Origin of the sequence: Streptomyces jumonjinensis (assembly GCF_009600885.1) — a bacterium.
Classification (GTDB): Bacteria; Actinomycetota; Actinomycetes; order Streptomycetales; family Streptomycetaceae; genus Streptomyces; species Streptomyces jumonjinensis.
Genome location: NZ_VCLA01000167.1, coordinates 90,135 through 90,827 on the forward strand (window position 1 = coordinate 90,135; position 693 = coordinate 90,827).

Annotated in this window: 1 protein-coding gene; it reads right to left on the bottom strand. The window is 69.6% G+C overall.

Going from position 1 to position 693, the window contains the following annotated elements; all coding sequences use genetic code 11:
- Positions 1-693, bottom strand: a 693-nt coding sequence (locus FF041_RS24660; protein ID WP_228388605.1) for a condensation domain-containing protein, incomplete at both ends; no start/stop codon positions are given.

Consider the following 693-nt stretch of genomic DNA (forward strand, 5'->3'; position numbering starts at 1 on the left):
GCCGCACCGGCACTCAGCACATGGGTCACGGGCATCTCCGGGTCGACCGAGCCACCGATCGCGGTCTCACCCGCCAGCTCCCAGGGCTGAGCTGGGCCCTCGCTGGCGCCGGCAGTGAAGCGGCCGAGGTAGTTGAAACCGATCTGCGCCGCCGGTGCGGCCTCCAGCACAGGACCGGTCTCAGAATTGAGATACCGCAGCAGCTCATAGCCCAGTCCGTCGCCGGGGACCGCCCGCACCTGCTCTTTGACGGCCTTCACCAACGTACCGGCTGCGGGGCCCCCGGTCATAGCGTCGTCCAGACAGACACCGGTCACGTCCAGGCGTACGGGGTGGGTGCTGGTGAACCAACCGACCGTGCGGGACAGATCCACATCGCCCAACGCCTCGCGTCCATGGCCCTCCACGTCCACCAGGATCCCGGTCCTCTGATGGGAGGACGCCACCGCACCGGCCAGGGTGGCGAGCAGGACTTCATGCACACCGCAGTGGAACAGGGCGGGTGTCCGGCTCACCAGCACCGCAGCCAGCTCTGACGGGACGACCCAGGAACGATTCCGCAGCGTACGAACCGTGTCCGCTTCGCGGTCCAGAGCCCGCCGCCCCAGCAACGGCTCGACCCCGCCCAGCAAACCCACCCACTCCGGCAGCTCCGCCACCCGCTCCTCGGCCACCGCCTCACCGGCCAGCACC